Here is a 21,986-nt window from a genome sequence, read left to right on the forward strand (position 1 = left end):
CTGGTGCCGCCATCGGCCGACTAAATAAGAAACCTTGAGCGGCATCACAATTAATCGATCGCAAAAACTCCAATTGCTCGATCGTTTCTACCCCTTCGGCTACGACATTGAGCTGCAATTCATGTCCGAGATTAACGATCGTGCTCACGATCCCAGCATCGACTGTATTTGCTCGCAGTTCTCGAATGAAAGAACGATCGATCTTGAGTCGATCTAACGGTAAATATTTGAGTGCAGCCAGAGAAGAGTACCCCGTACCGAAATCATCCAAAGAGATCTTAACACCTATCTTGCGGAGAGATTCTAAAATCGAGATTGTGCGGTCTAAATCTTTAATCGCGATACTTTCGGTGATTTCGATTTCTAGTGTGGCTGGAGAGAGTCCGGTTTCAGCTAAGATGCTCAAAATAGTCTCGATCGAATGGCGATCTTGGAGTTGTTTGACTGAAAAATTGACCGCGATCGGAAAGTGACTCCAGCCGCGATCTTGCCAGATTTTGTTTTGATTGCAAGCGGTTCTAATTACCCATGCACCGATTTGAATAATCGATCCGGTCTCTTCAGCGATCGGAATCAGTTCGCTGGGATTGATGAATTCAGATTGGAGATCTTGACACCGTAATAAAGCTTCGACGCCGATAATTTTGCCAGTTTGAATATCGATTTGGGGTTGATAATGTAATAATAAATTGCGATCTTCGATCGATCGATCGGTAATGGCCGCACAGACATGATCGAGGACGCATTCTAGTTGCAATCTAGCGATCGCTGGCGGATCGATCGCCCGATAGATCTCATAATTAGTCCCATCATCTTTGGCGCGATGAAGCGCGGCATCGGCTTGGTGGAGGAGTACTTCACTATCCTCGCCCGGAGTAGTCGAGATCGCAATTCCCATACTGGCTTTGAGCTGGAGTGAATGCTGGGACGACTGGGTGCGGCGATCGAAATTAAAGGGCAAATCGAAACAATTGAGGATGCGCTCGGCAATTTCATTGACTGCGGAAATTCGATCGAGTGTCGGAATTATCAATGCAAATTCATCCCCGCTCCAGCGACCGATTGTTGCTTCGCGACCGAACGTATTTTGTAAGCGTTCGGCAGTTAATTGCAGCAAGCGATCGCCAGATCGATGACCGAGCCTGTCGTTAATATGTTTAAACCTGTCTAAATTGAGCAAAATTACGACTAAAACTTCACCAACACCAGGCATTTTTGCTAATGCAAAAGTCAACCATTGATTCAACAGCAACCGATTGGGTAAACCAGTTAACAGATCGCGATACAGTCGATCTCGGAACATCTGCTCGACCCGTTGCGCCATTACGGCTAGATATAGTTGCATCCCGAAAGTTTGCGCTAGCTGCAACTCCGCCTCCGTCCATCGCCACTCTTGCCTAGCAGTGGATCTAAATAGGGTCAGACAGCCGACACAGCGATCGCGATCGCCTAGTGCTAAGATCAGCAGCGATTCAATTCCCGCAGTGCGAAAAGCGGTAAATAGCGGCGTTAGGGGCGATCGATCAAAAATACAATCGATCGGGTAGACTGTGGCTCCGTGCTGGATGGTGACGGGAGCCTGGGGATGGAGCAACTGTTGCCACAACTGATTTTTTTCAATCGGGGTTTTGGTGCGCGGTTGAATCCCATAACTCAAGACTCGATCGCGTTGCGCGAGCGGCTTGGCCAAAATTAGGAGCCTACTACCATCAGCATTGAGTGCTTGAGTAATATCGGCCAACAATTCGGGGTTAAGTTGGGATACAGATGGTGACGAGCACAACATCTTCATAATTAATTGGCTACACTAATTTTGGGAACGCTGTCATCTCTAATTGCGGATGGATAAATAGTGCTAGTCTGGATCGAGCGACGATGCCTAACTATTGTGCGATAAAGTTAGATCTTATGGACGACAGGATTAATGATATCTCTTTGCCAATCGGTCTGCCGACGAGCGAGTCGGAGCTGGCTGAATTAGTGACGATCGCCAATCGGGATCGATCTCCGCTAGTTGTCGCGGGGAAGAGCACTAAACTGGACTGGGGCGGCACCGTGAAGGGTGCTAAATCGATCGTCAGTACTCAGAAACTCGATCGGCTCATCGCTCATGCTGTCGGCGATCTGACCGTAACTGTCGAAGCGGGGATGAACTTCGCCAACTTGCAAACAATTTTAGCTGCTGCCGGACAGTTTTTACCCCTAGATCCAGTCTATCCAGATCGCGCCACGATCGGGGGCATCATTGCCACGGCAAATACTGGTTCGCTGCGGCATCGGTATGGCGGCGTGCGAGATTTACTCTTAGGCATCAGTTTCGTAAGAGCTGATGGCAACATTGCCAAAGCTGGCGGCAGAGTCGTCAAAAATGTGGCTGGCTATGACATGATGAAGCTGTTTACTGGCTCCTATGGCACTTTAGGGATTTTGACAGCGGTGACTTTTCGCGTCTATCCAGTGCCCGCTGACACTGGGACGGTGATGCTGACTGGATCGATCGATCAGCTCGCCACCGTCGCTAAAATCTTACTCGCCAGTACCCTAACCCCCATTGCCGTCGATGTGGTTTCAACAGCCCTCAGTCAGCAGCTAGAGATTAGTAATACCCCCAGTCTGGTCGTTAAATTTGCCACCATTCCCGAAAGTATCGCCCAGCAATCAGCACAATTGCTAGAAATCGGCAGGGGTTTGGGCTTAAAAGGTGGGATCTGGCAAGGCGAGCAAGCCGAGCAACTCTGGCAGGGCATTCAAACCGGAATTTGGGGTGCCACGACCATTGGTTGTAAACTAGGCGTCAGATCGACTGCCGTAGTTGAAACGATTGCCCTGCTCGATCGATGCACAGATAATCACGCCAGCGGTGTCATTCATCTCAGTAGTGGCCTCGGTGCCTGTGCCTTGAATGACGATCGACACATTACATCACTCCGCAGTCATTGTGAAGCTGTTGGCGGCTTTCTATCAGTCTTACAAGCACCAATAGCACTCAAGCTACAACTAGACGTCTGGGGCTATCGCGGCAATGCTATCCCCCTGATGCGCCAACTCAAACACCAATTCGATCCGCTGAATATTCTTAATCCCCGCAAATGTTTTTAGGCGGTAAGGGGATATAACCAGAGCGTGCCGCTAGTGTAAGATGTCAGTAAACATGCCTCTTGTGTGTATATACGCACACCTACCCCACCACTACCCCAAGCCCTATGTCCGAACTGTGGAAATATGTATCCCCAGGAATTCCCGACGAATTATTCGAGCGATTGCCAGGGATTCCCATGAGTCAGCGCGAGATCAGACTCCTACTGATTTCGGCGTTGAGATTGGAAGCAAATTCCGTCGTCTGGGATATTGGTGCAGGCACGGGGACAATTCCGGTGGAAATTGGGTTACTATGCCCTCAAGCCCAAATTATCGCGATCGAGCGCGATGAAGAAGTCGCCAATCTGATTCAACTTAATTGCGATCGCTTTGGCGTGCGCAACGTTCAAGTTGTCACGGGCAATGCCCCCCAATGTTTCCAGCAGATCTCGACTCTGCCCCAAAGAGCCTGCATCGAAGGCAGTAAGGGCATCAAACCGATCTTGCAACAAGTTTGGGAATACTTACCCTCGACAGGCCGAATTGTGGTCACAGCCGCTAGTTTGGAAGCTTTGTATGAAGTATCCGAAAGCTTCACTCAGTTGCACGCTCGCAATGTCGAAGTCGTCCAAGCCGCTGTCAATCGGCTCGAAACCAGAGGGAATAGTCGGCGGTTGACTGCTGTCGATCCGTTGTTTATTCTCAGTGCTGAGAAATTAGATTAAGAGGGTAGGGGATAGTGAATAGTGAATAGTGAATAGTGAATAGTGAATAGAGCTTTTGGACGCAAGCGTCCTGGTCTTTTCTCTCCCAGTCACCTCGTCACCCCGTCACCCCGTCCCCCCGTCCCCCAGTCACCCAGTCACCCAGTCTCCCAGTCCCCCAGTCCCCCAGTCCCCCCGTCCCCCAGTCCCTGTCCCCGAAATGTCTATACCCCGTGTCATTAGTACCATCGTAGCGATCGCTGTAGCTTTATGTATGTTATTGCTGGGGAGCTGGTACTTTACGATCGGGATGTGTATCATTGTCTATCTCGGTCAAAGCGAGTACTTCACCCTCGTGCGTGCCAAAGGGATCGAACCAGCCAGTAAAATTACGCTAGTTGTCAGCCAAATCTTGTTATTAGTCGGGGCACTCGGCTCCAATCTCGACGACGCATTATTTCCCGTCGCTGGTACCCTGATTTGCTTTTACTTGCTATTCCTGCCGAAAATAGCCTCGATCGCCGATATTTCGACTTCCCTGTTCGGACTGTTTTATGGTGGTTATTTACCCAGTTTTTGGATTCGGTTGCGAGTGGGATTCGATCCGCTCACAGCACATGCTTTTCCATTTAGTACCGACTGGTCGCAACTACTAACGAGTCTCGATCTGAGCATCCTACCACCGGCCTTTACGACAACGCTGCTGTCCTTTATGTGCATCATGGTGACCGATATTGGTGCTTATCTATTTGGCAAATGGCTCGGACGGACGCGATTATCCGAAATTAGCCCCAAAAAGACAGTTGAAGGGGCGATCTGTGGAATTTTGAGTAGTATGGGAATGGGAATGCTGGGTGCGTGGGCATTGCACTGGCACCACTGGTACATCGGTGGCGTTGCCTTGGGTAGTTTGATTGGGATGACGAGCATGTTGGGCGATCTGACAGAATCGGTGATGAAACGCGATGCTGGGGTCAAGGATTCGGGGGATTTAATTCCCGGACACGGCGGGATGCTCGATCGGACTGATAGTTATATTTTTACTGCGCCCTTAGTTTACTATTTTGTCAAATTGGTTTTACCGTTGATTTAGAGCGGGGAGCAGAAAAAACAACGTCAAAAAGCGGAGTCTTGTCGGACGGGTTTCCCGATTCGTGACAAGTTAAGCTTCGATCGCAAGTGTCAAGCAGGTTTGACGATCTATCGATCGACCAGTCCATCACATGTCTAGCGATCAAGAACTTTTGTACTTCGATCAAGTCAGAAAACTAGATCGCCACATTTAGGTTGTTCATTTCACAGATCCACCATATATGGGTGTTGACATTCGATCGGAAACCTTAACTTGTCAGAAATCGGGTTTCCCGTCCATGACAAAGACCCAAGCAATCGCCAGCAAAGCGGCACGTCAAACAGATGAGCTGTGTGGCGGGAAACTGTCAAGCGCGGTTTTGTAGACGAGCGGCTGTCGTGAGCTGGTTGCTTAGTTTAACTCTGCGTTTCCCCCATAAATTATCGATCGATCTTTGTGGTGGCATAGTTTCTGAATTACAATTGGATCGATGCGCTGTGTTCGGAATTGAAATCAGCTTGCAATCGGATGCCGCTAATCTTCAAAGATCCGTATGTTTAACCTTCCGTCGATCAGACCGATTTTAATAAAAGACGTTGAAGCCAACGATTTGTCGCTTTCGGAGCGAGTTATTTACTGGACGATTATTCTCACTCCCGTGTGGTGGTTGTTGGGAATTCAATCACTATTTTATCCGCTCGTGATGGTTAGTTTACTTGCCATTCATTTCAATTGGGATCGGTTGGTAAGAGAAGGTATACCTATTGCTATTTGGGCTTGGCTAGTAATGTCCATAGTGATGCTGTGGACGGCAGTTTTAGGGATAAACGCTCTGGGTTTTAGCATTTTGCCAGTGGCGGCAGCAGTTGTTACCTTTTTTAAAAGCTACTTTCTGATTTTTGCTTGTCTTGCTTTGCCGTTTTGGAGCCAAGTCCGAACTCCCGTAATTACGCGTGCGGTGGCATGGATGGCATCGGGCTATCTGGTGGCGATCTCAGTTCAAGTAACATTGCTTGCCCTGAAGATTGGCGGCAGTGGCTTCATTCCACCCCTTGCCCGATTGATACCTGCCGACAAAGGTAGTTTGAGGGTGGATTTAGCATTCCCGTCATCGTTTTTTGGTTTGCCCGTTCCCAGAACGGTGCTTTATACTCCCGATCCGCCGATTTTAGGGCTGTGCGCAGTGCTGTGTTTTCTGATTTGTCTGCATGAATCCGATCTCCGGTTGCGATACCTCGCTTTATTAGGTTGCATCGGTGCTTTAGTTGTCAGTGCCAGCCGCAGTGCTTTACTCGTTCTTCCGTTTGCTTTGTTGATCGGTCTGCTGTTTAGAAGTGGACTCTTTCGTCAACTCTCACTTTGGCTTGCATCTGCAACTTTTTTGATATGTAGCATGTTGAGCTTAACGATTGGAGAATTGTTTGATAAGCCCAGTGAAGCCTTAAATAAAACACGTGATAATGCTGTATCTTCCTCGATAGAACGTGAGTTGGTAGTCAGAAAGACGCTCGAAGCATGGCAAGAGTCTCCTTTGATCGGCTGGGGCATTATCAGAGACAAAATAAATTTATACGAAGATAACTATATTACACTAGCCTCATTCTCAACTTATTCAGCAGTACTATATTTGCATGGGATCGTCGGATTTATCGTTCTGATTGGTGCAATGGCTTTAACACTTTGGCATGTTTATCGCGCAGCAAGTCGCGGTCGCGTCGAATGCGAGGGGGCGTTTGCTGGACTCGTCGCTCTCTACATAGCTTGCAATGCAACACCTTTGAGTTGGATGGCGGTCTACCTATGGTTCTTTTTTGTGTGGTTGGGTACAGTTATTTACGACACCCGCACACCACCAGCAAAGCTTTAACTATTATTCGCAAGCTTGGCTGTCCATACTTATTTACTACTTCCTAAAGATTGTCTAATTACTATTTGAGCGATTGGTGCTAAACGTACTGATACCAAAGTAAGTAAAGAACGCAAATCCCTCAAAAAGATCGAGCGGTCGCTTTTCCAAGCCAGATCGATATATTCTCTAGCTTTGATGCGATCGCTACTAGTTATAGACAGCCGCGCTAAGTAACGATACATATAAGCAGATGCAGTTGGTAACATGGGTTCTACCAAATCGGGAGAGCGTTGATAAGCACCTTTAATTACTCTCTCACCGCATCTTTGCATTTCTGCTACATTAAAAGAAAGCCCAGAAGGACGAACTCGATAGCAACATAAAACTTGCGGTTCGCGATCGAATGTCCATTTTCCAGTTGCAGCAATTCTCAACCAATAATCTATATCTTCCGCACTCGGTAGTGTTTCATCAAATCCGCCTACATCCTCAACAATACAGCGACGAAAAACTGCATTAGAACCATGACCGATGAAATTTTTACACAGTAGAGAAAATAGTAAATTATTACTGAGAGGACGACCGCTTAAAGATATAAAAGTCGAACCTCCATCGTCGCGAATGGCAGCAGATGCACTATAAACGACTCCTGCTTCTGCATTGCGATCGAGTCTGGCAACATGATTGGCTAGTTTGTTTGGTTTATAAAGATCGTCTCCATCGAGTAAAGCTATATACTCTCCTCTAGCATGACGCATACCGTAATTTCGAGCAGAAGCTAAACCACCATTGTCTTTTTGCAAAAGTTGAAAACGATCGTCTCGCCGACAAAAAATTTTAACTTGTTTTGCCGTATCATCTGTAGATCCGTCATCTATGACTAATACTTCAAAATCTCGAAAAGTTTGAGTTTCAACAGACATCAAAGTGTCTGCAATATAGGAGGCAATATTATAAGCAGGTACGATGACGCTAACTTTAGGAACTACAACCATAATTTTTTCTAAATAAATATTTTTTACTTCTGTACGAGCAAAACGATGTTTTGTTTTGTAGAGACAAGGCAATTCCTTCCCCGTATGACTTTAACTTCTCGCCAAGAGTCTTTTCAAATAGCCGATCTTCCAAAAAGAAGATTTTAATGAGGCAAATACTCGATCGACTCTCAATAATTCCAGAAAACTATATTGGGGTGGTTTGGCAATAAATCTTTGCATTTTGACTTTGCCGAAACTTTCAACGTGTTGAATATCGCCCAAGTTTTGTGCTTCTTCTAAAGTAGGATTTCTCAAAACTCGCCGCAAGGGTTCGATCGCCATTTCTCGATCGGGTATTTGAATACAAGAAAACTTACTGACAACTTTTAGATATTGAGTAATGAAATCGATCGCGCCTTGGTGCATCATTTCTACTTTGGTCAGTTCGCTTTGTGGGCGATCGTTTTCTTCCAAAACTGGTTTCATGTCTCCACGTTCGCTACCATATTTAATAACGCTGCCATGAGGTGCAGAATGAATGAATTCAAAAATTTCTGTTGATAGTCGAATCGTATTTCCATAGTAAGTTGGGTTGCCACAATCACATAAATAGCTAGACATTCTCATGCCTTTTCCTTGATTTTTTTTAGCTCCAGCTTTAGTAGCAAAATAGTATCCTTTAATATCAATTTCTTGATCTAAGGCATTGACTATTTTGGTAAGAGAGTACTGCATACTTCCATGCCAACCTATGTCTACAACTGCGATTTTGGGTTTTTTAAAAAAATCAATCGATGTCAAATATTGAGTTGTTTTTTCTCTTTCACAAGCAGCTATATTTTCAATATCTTCTGCAATTAATTGATAAAAAGTGCGTAGTTTTTGATGTTGTTCGGAAGTAATAATTTCTTCACCGAGGTTGTTTAAGCCAACTCGTTGCAGTTGTTCGAGATATAATTTTGGTTCTAATCCCGCTCTTGATAAAAATTGAGACACTTTCAAAACACTAGTACCACTTGCCAAAAAATCTAGTGCTACTTCATCTAACTTTTTAATAGACGGGATGTTCAGCGCTCTTCTAGAAGCATATAAATATTCAGCTTCGGGCGGACGATCGAAAACTTCGGCGGTCAAATCGTACACTCGTTTCATGATGTAACCGTCTCGGGAAAGAAAGAAGATTTTTTCGATGCCATCTTTTTTTACCGTTGCGTGCAACCAGCCAATAAAGCTTAAGAAAAGAATGCCTAGATTTTTAAAACCTAGATCGTACCAAAAATTATTTTTTTGGGAATTTGGTTGAGAGTAGTACTTATTGATAATTGCAGCTAGACACACCGATTCTTCTAAACTATGATCTACATTAAATACTTTGGATAATTTTTCTCTTTGAAATTTTCGATCTTTTAGGGAACGTTTCAACGGATCTTCATAGTAATATGTCTTCAATCCGTTATTTTGCGCACTAACAATATCGGATTGGTAATTATCACCAATGTGAAGTATTTCATCTGCACTGCATTCGAGTTTTTTGATCGCGACTTGATAAAGATCGCCTCGACTTTTTGTTTTGGCAAAATCAGCAGAAACAAACAATTCTTGAAATTCTGTATATCCCGACGATCGTAAAATCTGTTCGATCGTATTCGAAGGTAAATACATATCGGATATAAAGACAATTTTTTTCTGTTCGCTCAAACAGTAACGATATAGAGAAAAAATGTATGCGTTTCGGTGACAAATATTAATTTCTGCTTCGATTTCGAGCTGCTGTAGAGTTGATACCAAGTCAACATCTAGATCGTAATCTTTTTGAAAGCAGTCGAATATTTCCTCGAAAGTCACTTCAGCAACTTGTCGTTGCTGCCATGCTTTTTTCCGGGCTTTTTTCTCGGATTTTTGTCTTTGTTGTGCGTAATTAGTTAAGCTATGCTGGTAAATAGATTCGTATTGTTTTTGTACGAGTTCAAAAACATCAAACGGTATCAATACATCTCTTAAAATTGCTGTGTTAAAGATATCGAAAGAAACGTATGTCGAATTATTAATTTTATCTCTTAAGTCTTGATCGATTGCGTGCATTGGTTTCCTCTTGCTCTTTGTGTAAAAATAATTCGACCCGATCTCAAGTAGTTTGCATGTAACCCAGTTTAGATTTTTTGTATCTTTTTTCAAGCTCTTGCCGCGACAGCATTTAAATCTAACCTATGATTAGGCTAGTTACCAAATATTATTGATTGAGATGTAGTTTTAATTTCATTGCTGCGCGATTAGCTACTGCCATGTAAATAGAGAAATATTTGCGGCTGAAAGTAAATGTACAGAGTAAATAAGTTACTGTAAATACTAATAAACTCGGGATCAAAGATAATTTAAAGGAAATTAAAATCCCTGGAATAGTTAACAGAAGAGGAACAAAGCAAGGAAACATAAATTCTTTTAATCCCCAATTCAGCTCGCGGCAGGCAAACCACCACCAGTAGACTGTCCAGCCTAATCCCAACACTAATGCCGCTGCTAAACTCACGCCGACAATTCCACCTTGATGAGCACCAACTACAAAGCTCAATACTGCAAAGGGCGCAACTCGTAAATTAACCTTAGCATTTAAGTCAGGGCGACCCTTGGCTACCAGCATAGATCTAATGGATGAATTGAAGATACGAAAGTAAGCAAAAAACAGTAAGCCCGGAATCACTGTATTAATAGGAATCCATTTCTCTCCAAAAACAACAGCGATGACCTGTGGAGTAGCAACTAGGAAAATCAGGGCGCAGGCAGGGGCTGCAAACAGAGCGATTTGCTCTGCCACATTTTCCAGTACTTTTTTTTGCCGATCCTCGTCTGTGAGTTGAGCAAAAAGTGGCGTACCTAGCTTATCCAGCAATGCACCAAATACGGTAGATAAAGTCATAGTAAGCTGATAGGCAAGGTTATAGTAACCAAGGCTGGTGCTACCCAACAGCTTTCCTACTGCAAAGTTATCGATGTTGAAATTAGTATACATACCAATGCTCGACCCTACCGCATTCATGCAGAAAGATACAACTTCAGACTTAACCTCTGGATGCAGTTGAAGACGAAACTGATATTTTGAGTAGTACCAATTCAGTACACAAAAGACGATCCAACCACTTGTATCGCCAATGACAAAAGACCAGTAGCTTAATCCCAGCAAGGCAGCACCTACTGTACTCAGCAGACGGATAATGGATTGAGCTAACGTGATATTTGCAATCGCTTGATACTTTAGCTGTCGCGCCATCACACCGGAATAAACGTATCCAGCAGAAGACAAAACAATATTGAGCGAGAAAGCGCGTAGAATCCAGGTGAGTGCAGGTTCATTGAAGAAGCTAGCAATTAAAGGTGCAGCAGCCACTATCCCCAGACCAAAAACTATGCCAATAATGAGGCTAACCGTATACGCAGTATTGACGTATTTAGGATTGTCTATACCTTTATAAATGATGAACGAACCTGCTGTATCTTGTGTGAACAGCGTAAAAAAAGACCAAAAGACATAGGCGATGCCAATGATACCGAAGTCTGATGGTTCTAACAACCTTGCTAAAACCAAACTACTCAGAAACGCAAAGCCACGAGTTATCAAAGTAGCGTAGGTAATCCATAATCCACTTTTGAATAGCGAAATTGGCTTCATAGCTTTTTTTCTTGAGCAGATTCTTCAATTAAATTTTTTTTGAATTTATCGACCGATTCTACTAACTGAACTTCTAATGAATGTGAATGTGACTTGGCCAAGGCAATCTGTAAAAAAAACGCTAAGTTACCAATCAAGTAGCGAGCTGCTAACCGCTTTGGCTCGCGACATAAGCGATACAACCACTCTAAACCAATATTCGAGAGAAACGTTGGACAATCAGGCACGACTCCTGCTAATCGATCGATCGCCGCACCGCCTACCATTAATACATTCACATTTAGTCTGTCACGGTTGGTGCGAATCCAATTCTCTTGAATTGGCATCCCCATCCCCACAATTAAGATGTTGGGCTTTACCTGGTTGATCCGATCGATCGCCTCATTATTCTGGTAAGTGTCTTGCGTATCGAAGTAGCCGTGATGTGCCGCGATTACCATTTTTGGATATTGAGCTTGCAATCGCTCAAGCGCGGCATCAGAATGCTGGGGTTTCGCGCCTAATAAAAATACCGAAAATCCTTGCTCGTTACAATGTTCTAGCAGCTCTGGCATCAGCAAGGTATAAGAGGCGCGGTACTGTAATGGCAATTTTAGTCCCATCCACGCTGCCGCCTTCAAAATACCAACACTATCACAATGGGCAATTTCCGCGCTTTGGAGAAAATTATAATACCAAGGGATTTGCATGGACAGGTTAAAGCTATGAACGTTGAAGTGGGCAACAGTTATCTGCTTTCGATCGATACAAGCAGTATGGATCGCATCAACAATATCGGGGACAGTCATGAATGTAATTCGCCGTCCTAGCAAATTTACAATCAGAACTTGAGAACGTGATTTATTCGGCATTTTTATTGGCTTTACTGATATTTTCTTTGTAAGATTGGCATCGATCTCCATTTTTCCAGATTTTTACACATCAAGTTGATTTCTTTATTTTTAAGCCAATTGATAGTATTAGTTACAAAAATATACAGATCCCCGGTTTATCTTGATCGATCGTGCAATTATTAATTAGTCGGATATCATGCGTATAGCTCTTGTAAATCAAAAAGGATATCTGAGTTAAAATAAATAATTAGATAAATTTCTATAGTTTACATGTAAATAAATTATAATTATTATTAACCCTCAAAACACACGTGGATTACACTAGCCATTTGGCTGATTTTTGCAGTCGAAATCTTGTGTGTATTTACTGAATTTTCAAGCGATTAACTCCTATTTCAAGCTGAGAAAAATTACTGAGTTTGCTGATGTAGTTAACTCCTCCCCGATCTCCGACCAGTTGACTATTTTGTTTGTGTAACCTGAAGATGACAGTACGTGTATTGTTAAAGTTTGACGCGTGGGACTCCAGCCAGTGAATTTTACTTGAATGTGCTGGGACTGATTAGAGCGATTGATAATTAAGCAACTCCGATAGCCCAACTCTAGATTTCTCACTGCAAAAATCTCGATCGCCTCCTTATTGCTAGTTGAAGTTGCAACGTAATCGCCGATCGCCAACTGGTTCATTAATTTCAAGAAATATCCGCCGCTACGTAACTTATTTCGATCGTCCATCTTGCCATAAACTCCATCCTTTTCGTTCCAAGCTAGGGTGGCAATGGCACCATTTGACAACGATTTAACCATGCTTAATGCATCAAAAACGATGCCCTTATGGTTGGTCATGCGAGGGTCGCGAGTCTCCCATGTCCAACTAATATTATATTCACCCAACATTGCTGGAATCTTGCGGTTCGGACTATTGGCTGTTAATGCTTTGACAATTGTGGTAGTATAATCGCCGATTTTGCTAGTTGCATCGAACACGTCTTTGTCTGGCGTCGCAGCACTTCCAGTCGCGTAAAAGTGATAAGTAAAGAAATCAAGACGATCGACAGTTCCTTTGATGAATGGAATATAAAACGGTTGCAAATCCGATCGCGAGATCCCCGGCCCACCAACTTTGATTTGGGGATCGACTTGTTTCATGGCAATAGCAACTTTGTTGTAGATAGCGATTACCTCGTTTAAGCGATCGGGCTTAGCGGCATCTTTTAATTCACCCCATCCACCGTTACTATGAAACTGCGTGAAATAAAGATCGTCTTTCTCGTTTAGTACCTCCCAATACTTCACTTTAAAGCGGGAATCTTTATTGACAATTTTGACTAAATCTGCACAAAGTCGAGCGTAATTGTCAAACTGATGGCGATCGAGAAAACCGTCGCGATCTGCATCCATCCAATCGGGCCAAGTTGGAATATTTACCATCCGCTGCGGTTGACGCTGCCCAAACGTTGCCAACGAAGCAGCCAAAGCGGATTTGACCTTATTGACATCCCATGACTTGCTGGCGGTATTTATCAATCCATCGGGCGTACTTGAGTCTTGGAGCGCGCTGCTGTTGTGGAATCGAATCAAACCTGGCTTCATCGCCAACAGATTACTTTGGTAAATAGCACTGTTAAAGCTTGTCGGTCGAAACCCTTGAAAGGCGTTCACGCCAAATCCTAAGCTCGTCACAGTTCCCTTGACGGCATTCCAATTGACTGTGGTAATAATTTTTGGGGGTGGATCGCGGTAGGTAAACCCTTGGTTAGACAATAGGATTACCAGTACAACGCCGAAGAAGATTGTGATAAGTTGGCGCATCCGCAGATCCGATCTTGTGTAGAAGTGAGTTTTAACAGCCGATCTCGCACCGATCGTTTTTACAACGATTCACAGTTTTTGTTATTTCGATCGATACTCAACTCGGCAAAGGCTTTGAAGAGATGGTTATAGCAGAACTTGTAGGCTCATAGTAGGGACTAGATCGATCTTTGACACCATTGACCACCAATCCAATTAATTGCGCCTTGTGTTGGGCTAATAGATCGAGACTCTCATTGACTAGATTACGAGTGCTAACTCCAGGTCGAACCACAAATAGAATGTCAGGAACGATTGTAGACATCAAAGCAGTTTCGCTGGTCAAGCTCACTGGGGCACTATCTACTAAAACATAATCATAGTTTTGAGAGGATTCAGCTACTGCCAAATAGATCTCGAAGCGACCCTGAGATACCAAATCCATGATTTTTTTGCTTTGCTGCGGCACTGTCGGCACGAAGTCAAGATTCTGACGGACTTCAATCACTTCGATTTTATTGGTGCTTGTTGGAGTATATGCTAAACGACGACTGAGTTCTGCTTTGCGAAAATCGCCATCGACCATTAGCACCCGGAATCCTAAATCTGAAAGAGCACAGGCCAGACCAAGTACGATCGATGTCTTGCCTTCACCTGTGATGGCACTAGTAACCAGCAACCGAGTTTTTTTGAGCGATTGCTGACTGATAGCTGAAGCCAATCTCTGAAATTCTACTTCGCTCTGAGCACTCAAAGCTGATTCGGCTGATGAAATTCTCTTAAAGTATGGAATTTGAACGACCAACGGAAACCTTTTAGGTTGGATATCTTTAGGATTGAGTAATGGGTTGCGAGATTCTAGCAGTAGCATTAATGCAATACTACCTACGATAGAGGCAAGTACAGCATTGAGTGCCATAAATGAAAGTTTTGGACTCGAAGGCTTGAGATCGACTCTTGGTGCATTTAATACTTGAATATTGGGATAAGAGTTAAAAGCATCAATGTTTGACTGCTGCACTTGCGCGATTAATCCTTTATATACACCCTCCGCAACATCTGCCTGTCTTTGTAAAGATGCTAACTTCGCTTGCGCTAAGGGAATGGCGTTTAGGGATGCCCGTCGTTGGTCGATCTGCTGTTGCAATTGATCTACTTGTTGTTGTCGCTCATTTGTATCGCTCTCAGCCAATATTAATTGTTGGATTAGAGTCGAGCGTCCTTCTGCGCCACTAGTGACAGTCGTATCGACTGTCGCTGGTGGCGCGGCTTGATTGACCGTACCTGTGGCTTGATTGACTGTGCCTGCGGCTTGATTGACGTACTGTTGGAGTTGCAGGCGAAGACTGTTACGGTCGCTAAGTGCTTGCTGCACTTGAGGACTATTGGTGGTGTAAGTAATACTAAGTTTTCTTAAATTGATTTCAGCTTCAGTCAATTTGTTGCGAAGCAGATTGTAACCCTGGTTTTGATCTAATCCTAGAGATTGAACTGCTTTGCCCGGAGAAAGCTTGAGACGAGTTTCTAGATTTTTAGCACGCTGGTGACTAGCTTGGGCTTGAGCTTGAGCTTCAGCTTGGGTGGTACTAAGGCTATTAATAGCTTCAACAAGTCCTTTAGTTTGCTCTTCGTTATCGACTAAACCGCTGGTACGCTTAAATTCAGCAACAGCAGTCTGAGCATTAGTCAAGGTTTGACGCGCTTTTTCAAGTTGCTTGCGGCTAAATTTTTCTTTAGTAGCGGAGTTAGCTTGCCGAAGTTCGTTTAATCGTAGATCGTAAGCTTTGAGCAGTGCAGAGGTTCGCTCTTTGGCAACTTTAGGACTAGAACCAGTAACTGACAAAAGCATGATGCTGGTTTGCTCGGGAATTGTGACGGTGAAGAACCGCGCATAATTGTTGGGCTTGGGCGATTTATTGTATTCGGGGTCTGCTTTCCAAGCTTGCTCTAGTAAGGCATCGCTGGTAAGAATTATCTGCTGAATTTTGAGCGGATTGACTTGAACGGAAAAACTAGGACCGCTGTTGCGGTAGGAACCCAATGTGCCTAGATTAGCATCAAGAGAGCTACCATTCGTTGCGGGCAAAATCAACTGAGCCGTTGCCTTCCAAGTCTTAGGAGTGATTAAGATTGCGCCTAGAGCAACTAAACAGACGATCGCATTGAATCCAGCCAAAGCTTGCCAATGTCTAAAAATAATCGCACTCAATGTCTTCATCAAACGCTCCTCCAGAAACCCTTACATTTCAAAATACTTCATTTTTCAGCACATATACCATAAGCTATTGTGCTTAACTTCAGGGAAAGGTAATTGGGTGCGACACAGAATTCAGATTAAAAAACGATCGCGATGTTCTCTGGCGTGGTTGGTTACAGTTACAGGCTCTTTGCCAAGGCTGGCAGCTTGCTAGAGGCACCTAATGTGAAAAGTCAGGGGAGCTGAGAGGATCGTACCTCAAATCAGTAACGTCGATTTAGATATAAAAATAGAGGCGGGACAATTTATGCCCCGCCTCTATTTCGATCGAATATCAATCGTCTAGCGCATCGTCACAAACTCTTCAGCCGAACTGGGATGAATCCCGACAGTAGCATCAAAATCTGCCTTAGTGGCACCCATTTTGACCGCAATCGCCACGCCCTGAATGATTTCTGCCGCGTGGTCGCCGACCATGTGTGCGCCCAAAACTCGATCAGTTTTGGTATCTACCACCAGTTTCATCAGGGTTCTGTCCTGTTTATTGGGTAGGACATAGTACATCGGGCGGAAATTACTTCGGTAGACCTTGACCGCATCGCCGTGCATTTCGCGGGCTTCTTCTTCGGTTAAACCGACAGTTGCCGCTTCGGGGGTAGTAAAGATCGCCGTCGGAATATCCGCATAGTTCATCGTGCGGGGTTTATTCCCAAACATCGTATCGGCAAAGGCGCGACCTTCATTGATAGCGACGGGAGTAAGCTGGACATTATCGGTACAATCGCCGACGGAGTAGATATTCTCCACATTCGTCTGACTATTAACATCGACGAGGATGGCACCATTATGGGTTTTGACATCGACATTTTCGAGTCCGAGATTCATGGTATTGGGCTTGCGGCCTAATGCAGCTAGACTAATGGCATCAGCGAGGATTGTCTGTTGGCCATCTTGAGTCGTCACCGTCACACTCACGCCATGATCAGTTTTGGCGATCGATAAATCGCAAGCATGATTGATCATCTTGATGCCATGATGGATCATCCCTTCCTGTACGGCCGATCGCAAGTCGCGATCGAAACTCCGTAAAATCAGATCGGGGCGAATAATCTGGGTCACTTCCGTTCCCAACCCATTCATAATGCACGCGAATTCACACCCAATATAACCAGCACCCAGAATCACGATCTTCTTGGGTTGGGTCGGCAACTCAAACATATCATCCGAGATCAACGCATGTTCGATCCCGGGAATATCTGGACGCACGGGATGACCACCAACCGCAATCAAAATTTTATCCGCAGTTACAGTCCGATCTCCCACCTGAAGCGTATGCTGGTCGATGAATTTCGCTCTTGCTGGCAACATTTCTACTTTGGATTTATCCAGCATCGTTTGATAAATCCCATTCAGCCGCAGTAACTCATGATCGATCGCGGCAATCATTTTCGGCCAGTCTAACTGACTTTTGACCGCACTCCAACCATAACCTTCAGCATCGGTAAAGAGTTCGGGGAAGTGGGAGGCATATACCATCAATTTTTTGGGAATACAGCCGCGATTGACACAGGTGCCGCCGAGTCTACTATATTCAGCAACACCAACTCTCGCACCATATTCTGCGGCACGTCTTGCCGTCGCAATTCCCCCAGAACCACCACCAATTACGAATAGGTCAAAATCATAGCTCATGTGTCTCTTTCCTTTGGCTGTCGATATTTATGCGGAATGGGGGGACTAGGGGATCAAGAGACATCAATAAAATGTCTCCAGTCTCCACCTGTCTAATTTAACCTTTGAGATAAGCCAACATCGTGTTGACATCCGAAACTTCAAAAGGATCGGTTTCACAGTTATCGCTGTAACCTGCTTCGGCAAATACTTTTTCGACTTTGCCATCATTGACAACCATCGAATAACGCCAAGAACGCATTCCAAAACCTAAGTTGGCCTTTTCAACCAACATCCCCATTTTACGGCTGAATTCACCGTTACCGTCGGGTAAGAGCTTGACGTTTTTAGCTCCCATATTTTTGCCCCATTGGTACATGACGAAGGCATCATTGACGGACAAACAATATACTTCATCGATACCTAGTGACTTGATTTGGTCGTAGGCCGCTTCATAACCGGGTAAGTGGCTGGTGGAGCAAGTAGGCGTAAAGGCACCAGGGAGGGAGAAAACAATGATTCTCTTGCCAGCAAAGATGTCTGTGGTTGTTACATCCTGCCATTTAAAGGGATTGTCACCACCGATCGATTCATCGCGAACGCGAGTCTTAAACACAACATCGGGCACTTTTTGGTCGATAACAGCCATGATTTACTCCTAAACTTTAACTAATTATTTCTAACGCACAGTCGCGTCTTCCAACTGGCTAACCAGCGATCTGCGCGCATACATCTCAGAATAATTCTAATTTAGGAAGAAGTCAAGTATGACAAATACTATTAATTAAGAATATATAAAGTTTAGCGAGCGTTCTCGGAAATTCGGGATTATAATTGGTGACTACAGTATCTCTCTACTAGCCACTAGCGGCTAGTCCCCAGTCCCTCGCAATGAGCCAGCCATCAACAGCCACGATCGTCACAACACTCAAAGCCAAAGGCTTACGGGTGACACCACAACGATTTGCCGTGTATGCCAATTTACTCTCGCGTACCGATCATCCCACGGTCGAACAGCTTTTGGTGGATTTAAACCAATCTTGTCCGGTTTCCTCGCAAGCAACGATTTATAGTTCCTTGCAAGCTTTGCGTGAAGCGGGATTGATTCGCGAGGTACTACTCGAAGCGGGTGTGTCGCGCTTTGATGCGATCGTGGCACCCCACCATCATTTTCACTGTCAACAATGCGGCTCGATCGAAGATATCGGTTGGGATGAGCTACCTGTTGTCGAATTCGATCGATTACGATCGGGTTTACAAGCCGTTAGTTATGAAACCACCGTGCGCGGTTATTGCGATCGATGTAGTCAGGCAGAATAATTTTTAGTTGTAAGATTCGATCCCATTCTCTCGCTACAATTATTATAACTACTAAGCGCGATCGTCATTTGCCATGACCACCTTAATTCAACCACTAAGTATTGCAGAACAACGGTTAGTTTTGCGTAGCGTGACTTGGCAACAATACGAAAATCTGTTAACTGTTTTTGGCGATCGATCTGGGTTGCAACTAATCTATCTTGAGGGAACTTTAGAAATATTCATGCCCTCCGCCGAACACGAACGGATTAAAAAAATTGTGGCGAGGCTCATCGAACGCTACGCAGAGGAGCTAGATATTCCGCTGCATGGCTGTGGATCGACAACTTTTCGACAAGCAGCCACCGCACGAGGTTTAGAACCAGATGAATCGTACTGTGTCGGCACACTCAAAGAATTACCGGATTTTGCAATTGAGATTAATTTAACTAGTGGCGGCATTGACAAGCTAGCGATTTATCGGGGCTTAGGTATTCCCGAAGTTTTAGTCTGGGAAAATAACAAGCTAGCTCTTTACGATCTGCGCGAATCAATCGATAGAGAAGCTACCAGCAGTCAATTTTTCCCAGGCTTAGACTTTCAACTTTTGGCGCGATATATTCAGCCTCAAAATCAACCACAAGCGATTAAAGATTTTCTGGTAGCAATTCGATCGAAGTAGGTGAGAATTACTTGAAACTTGGATGGTGCTTTACACCATCTCAGTTGCATTAACCAACGGAGCTTCTTTCTTCCTCGCGATCGTTTTGTAGCTCCAGGCAATAACCCGCACCATAGATCGTCTTAATATACTTGGGACGACGAGGGTCTGGTTCCATCTTCGTTCGCAGGTGACGAATGTGGACGCGAATCGTCTCGATATCATCATCCGGATCGTAACCCCAGACTTCTCGCAGAATATCACTCGGCGAGACGGTTTGTCCGTGTCGCTGGAGCAGACAGTGTAATAGTTCAAATTCGAGGTGTGTCAGCTTGATCGTCGCACCCCGCCAAATTGCTTCAAACCGCTCTGGTACCAGTGTCAATTCGCCATAATTGAGGATTTCACTGTGTCTGGCTGCTTGGGGAATGCGATCTGTTCGGCGGAGCAAAGCACGGACGCGCGCTAGTAACTCTTCGATTTCAAATGGCTTCGTTAGATAGTCATCCGCGCCAGCATTGAACCCTTCGACCTTATTCTGGGTTTGACTCAGAGCCGTGAGCATCAGTACCGGGATATCCAAAGTGCGCTCGTCCCGCCGCAACCTTTGGCAGACTGTATAACCATCAACTTTGGGCAACATCAAATCTAGCACGATCAAATCGGGTTGGATTTGGATCGCCATTGCCTGACCTTGAATACCGTCAGGCGACTGATTCACCTCATATCCCGCCATTTCGAGGTTAATACAGACTATTTCAGCGATCGCTGCATCATCATCGATGACTAGTATTCGAGGCATGTTCGAGTAATTTTGTGTAAATGTCTGAAAAGTTTGTTAACAATATCTAGCGAAACAAAGCTTTCTGTAAAGATTATACGCAACTGGATCGAGGGATGCGAGTTTTTTGGATATTTATCCATATTACGTCATAGTGTCTGGTTGATAATAGACTTTAGGCTTTAGGCTTTAGGGAATAGTGGATAGTGGATAGTGGATAGTAGATAGTGGATAGTGATTAGAGGGTTTGGCAGCAAGCATCATTTTCTTGTAGCTCCCCCATTCTCCTAGTCCCCCAGTCACCCATTCTCCCATTCTTCCAACTCCCAACTCCCCATGACAACCCTCCCCCCCAATCAACCCATCTGGCTGAGTGTAATCCGACTGCTGCGCTGGGATAAACCGGCTGGTAGATTAATTTTGATGATTCCCGCTTTGTGGGGATTGTGTTTAGCAGCGAAAGGCAATCCACCTTTGCCGCTAGTCGGCGTGATTATTTTGGGTACTTTGGCGACTAGTGCCGCTGGCTGTGTCGTCAACGATCTGTGGGATCGGAATATCGATCCGCACGTCGAGCGTACCAAAAATCGCCCGCTAGCGGCCAAGTCATTATCGATCGCCACTGGCGTCGGCGTGCTAATCGTCTCGCTAATATGTGCGGCGGTTTTGGCTGTTTATCTCAATCCACTTACCTTCTGGTTGTGTGTTGCGGCTGTTCCGGTGATTTTGCTCTATCCAGGGGCGAAACGGGTGTTTCCGGTGCCCCAATTGGTACTGTCGATCGCGTGGGGATTTGCGGTGTTGATTAGTTGGTCGATGGTGACGGCGAGTCTGGCTCCGCCCACTTGGTATCTATGGGGGGCGACAATTTTTTGGACACTGGGATTCGATACGGTGTATGCGATGTCAGATCGGGATGACGATCGCCGGATTGGTGTAAAGTCTAGTGCGTTATTTTTTGGTAACTATGTCGCTGAAGCGATCGCGATCTTTTATGGGCTGACAGTTGGTTTACTCGGCTATCTGGGGCAACTGATGAGCTTGGGGGCGATCTTCTGGCTGACACTCGGCATGTCTGGCGGTCTGTGGCTATGGCAATATCTCCGACTCAAGCGGCCGCAGATTCCAGCAGCTTTTTATCCCCAAATGTTTCGCGAAAATGTCTGGATCGGGTTTGGGTTGCTGGTGGGGATGATATTGGGCATCAGACATTAAAATTGTGAAGACCGCCGATCTTCACAATTTCTTCAAGTTTATGTGCTCTAATCAAAGTAAGCAGTAAAAATCTGTGCGCTCGATGCTCATGCTGAGCAACTGAAGACGACGAAAAAGTCAGCCGATCGATAGAGCTAAAAATCGGAATTTACCTACATACTTCATAATAAGCCGCTCGATTTTTATCGGAGGGA

General features: G+C 44.8%; 17 protein-coding genes. 7 read left to right on the forward strand and 10 right to left on the reverse strand.

The window, feature by feature from the left end; translation table 11 throughout:
• Positions 1-1,792 (reverse strand): bifunctional diguanylate cyclase/phosphodiesterase (locus RMO27_RS02995; RefSeq protein WP_309728938.1); only part of this gene is annotated, 1,792 nt, incomplete at its 3' end.
• A gap of 116 nt (positions 1,793-1,908) precedes the next feature.
• On the opposite strand from RMO27_RS02995, the gene RMO27_RS03000 reads away from it, so the two are divergent.
• From RMO27_RS03000 to RMO27_RS03015, 4 genes are all read left to right on the forward strand, one after another.
• Complete coding sequence (locus tag RMO27_RS03000) at positions 1,909-3,099, forward strand: FAD-binding oxidoreductase (protein WP_309728940.1); 1,191 nt, start codon at positions 1,909-1,911, stop codon at positions 3,097-3,099.
• 104 nt (positions 3,100-3,203) lie between these two features.
• A complete protein-coding gene (cbiT, locus tag RMO27_RS03005) occupies positions 3,204-3,803 on the forward strand; it encodes a precorrin-6Y C5,15-methyltransferase subunit CbiT (RefSeq protein WP_309728942.1) in 600 nt (199 codons plus the stop codon).
• A gap of 199 nt (positions 3,804-4,002) precedes the next feature.
• On the forward strand, positions 4,003-4,875 hold the full coding sequence (locus RMO27_RS03010) for a phosphatidate cytidylyltransferase (protein ID WP_309728981.1): 873 nt from the start codon (positions 4,003-4,005) through the stop codon (positions 4,873-4,875).
• A gap of 589 nt (positions 4,876-5,464) precedes the next feature.
• Positions 5,465-6,721 (forward strand): O-antigen ligase family protein, encoded by a 1,257-nt coding sequence (locus tag RMO27_RS03015; RefSeq protein WP_309728944.1) that lies wholly within the window; start codon positions 5,465-5,467, stop codon positions 6,719-6,721.
• Positions 6,722-6,750: 29 nt separating this feature from the next.
• Here the strand turns inward: RMO27_RS03015 and RMO27_RS03020 are convergent, their stop codons facing one another.
• The 8 genes from RMO27_RS03020 to RMO27_RS03055 all read right to left on the reverse strand — a co-directional run bounded on the left by RMO27_RS03020 (position 6,751) and on the right by RMO27_RS03055 (position 18,485).
• A complete protein-coding gene (locus RMO27_RS03020; RefSeq protein WP_396133605.1) occupies positions 6,751-7,698 on the reverse strand; it encodes a glycosyltransferase family 2 protein in 948 nt (315 codons plus the stop codon).
• 90 nt (positions 7,699-7,788) lie between these two features.
• Positions 7,789-9,762 (reverse strand): HAD-IA family hydrolase, encoded by a 1,974-nt coding sequence (locus RMO27_RS03025; RefSeq protein ID WP_309728946.1) that lies wholly within the window; start codon positions 9,760-9,762, stop codon positions 7,789-7,791.
• A 148-nt stretch (positions 9,763-9,910) separates the two neighbouring features.
• Complete coding sequence (locus RMO27_RS03030; protein ID WP_309728947.1) at positions 9,911-11,344, reverse strand: lipopolysaccharide biosynthesis protein; 1,434 nt, start codon at positions 11,342-11,344, stop codon at positions 9,911-9,913.
• Positions 11,341-12,195 carry a WecB/TagA/CpsF family glycosyltransferase gene (locus tag RMO27_RS03035; protein ID WP_309728949.1) on the reverse strand — a complete coding sequence of 285 codons (855 nt, stop codon included), beginning with the start codon at positions 12,193-12,195 and terminating at the stop codon, positions 11,341-11,343. Before RMO27_RS03035 ends, RMO27_RS03030 begins: the two co-directional genes overlap by 4 nt.
• Positions 12,196-12,567: 372 nt before the next feature.
• Positions 12,568-13,989 carry a GH39 family glycosyl hydrolase gene (locus RMO27_RS03040; RefSeq protein ID WP_309728951.1) on the reverse strand — a complete coding sequence of 474 codons (1,422 nt, stop codon included), beginning with the start codon at positions 13,987-13,989 and terminating at the stop codon, positions 12,568-12,570.
• A 97-nt stretch (positions 13,990-14,086) separates the two neighbouring features.
• Positions 14,087-16,186 (reverse strand): GNVR domain-containing protein, encoded by a 2,100-nt coding sequence (locus RMO27_RS03045; RefSeq protein ID WP_309728953.1) that lies wholly within the window; start codon positions 16,184-16,186, stop codon positions 14,087-14,089.
• Positions 16,187-16,507: 321 nt separating this feature from the next.
• Positions 16,508-17,857, reverse strand: coding sequence for a glutathione-disulfide reductase (gorA, locus tag RMO27_RS03050; protein ID WP_309728955.1), 1,350 nt, complete (start codon positions 17,855-17,857; stop codon positions 16,508-16,510).
• Between the two features lie 97 nt (positions 17,858-17,954).
• Positions 17,955-18,485 (reverse strand): peroxiredoxin, encoded by a 531-nt coding sequence (locus RMO27_RS03055; RefSeq protein ID WP_309728958.1) that lies wholly within the window; start codon positions 18,483-18,485, stop codon positions 17,955-17,957.
• A gap of 242 nt (positions 18,486-18,727) precedes the next feature.
• On the opposite strand from RMO27_RS03055, the gene RMO27_RS03060 reads away from it, so the two are divergent.
• Positions 18,728-19,156, forward strand: a complete 429-nt coding sequence (locus RMO27_RS03060) for a Fur family transcriptional regulator (RefSeq protein WP_309728960.1) — start codon at positions 18,728-18,730, stop codon at positions 19,154-19,156.
• Between the two features lie 73 nt (positions 19,157-19,229).
• Entirely contained in the window at positions 19,230-19,817 is a 588-nt protein-coding gene (locus tag RMO27_RS03065; RefSeq protein ID WP_309728962.1) for a Uma2 family endonuclease, read from the forward strand.
• 49 nt (positions 19,818-19,866) lie between these two features.
• Here RMO27_RS03065 and RMO27_RS03070 read toward each other — a convergent pair whose 3' ends face one another.
• Positions 19,867-20,598 (reverse strand): response regulator transcription factor, encoded by a 732-nt coding sequence (locus RMO27_RS03070; protein ID WP_309728964.1) that lies wholly within the window; start codon positions 20,596-20,598, stop codon positions 19,867-19,869.
• Positions 20,599-20,913: 315 nt separating this feature from the next.
• Between RMO27_RS03070 and RMO27_RS03075 the strand changes: the two genes are divergently transcribed.
• On the forward strand, positions 20,914-21,792 hold the full coding sequence (locus tag RMO27_RS03075) for a 4-hydroxybenzoate solanesyltransferase (protein WP_309728966.1): 879 nt from the start codon (positions 20,914-20,916) through the stop codon (positions 21,790-21,792).
• Positions 21,793-21,986: the final 194 nt, after the last annotated feature.

The organism is Chamaesiphon sp. OTE_75_metabat_556 (genome assembly GCF_031378165.1).
Taxonomy (GTDB): Bacteria; Cyanobacteriota; Cyanobacteriia; order Cyanobacteriales; family Chamaesiphonaceae; genus Chamaesiphon.